The sequence below is a fragment of the Polaromonas sp. P1_G2 genome, assembly GCF_056405515.1.
In genome coordinates this window covers 1-470 of the sequence record NZ_JBFUBY010001064.1, presented here as the reverse complement: position 1 = coordinate 470, position 470 = coordinate 1, and the positions used below count along the sequence as shown (strand labels likewise).

The 470-nt window shown below is 61.1% G+C and carries 1 protein-coding gene; it reads left to right on the top strand.

Features of this window, described 5'->3' with window-relative positions:
• Nucleotides 1-470 (top strand): HAMP domain-containing protein (locus tag AC1D0P_RS29080; RefSeq protein ID WP_477679908.1); only part of this gene is annotated, 470 nt, incomplete at both ends.

The following is a 470-nucleotide window of genomic DNA, read 5'->3' as shown; positions in this document are numbered from 1 at the left end:
CGGTAAAACCGCCGACGCGGTCCGGCTCTTCAAGGGTGACATGACGGCGCTGGCCGATCAGATGAACAAGGCGGTAGCGGATCTGGTGGCCTTCATTCTTGGCCAGGCRGAACAYTTTGTTGAKACSAGCGAYGCGGCGGCGAGTTCCGCCTTCATCCTGACAGCTGCGATTGCTGGTTTGGCAGTTATTGTCGCGCTTGTCGGCATCATCTTTGCGATCTCAGGCATTGCCAATCCGATCCGCCGGATTGCTTCGGCGATGCAGCAACTGTCTGGCGGGGATCTCGACAGCACCATTCCCTATGCCGGTCGTGCCGACGAGGTCGGGGAAATGGCCGGCGCCGTCGAAGTGTTTCGCCAGAATGCACTCAATGTCATCAGGCTCGAGCAGGAGGCAGCAGCCTCACGCAGTCAGAGCGAGGCGGCACGCGCTGCGGCCCAGGAGCGCGCCGAACGTGAAGCCGAACAAT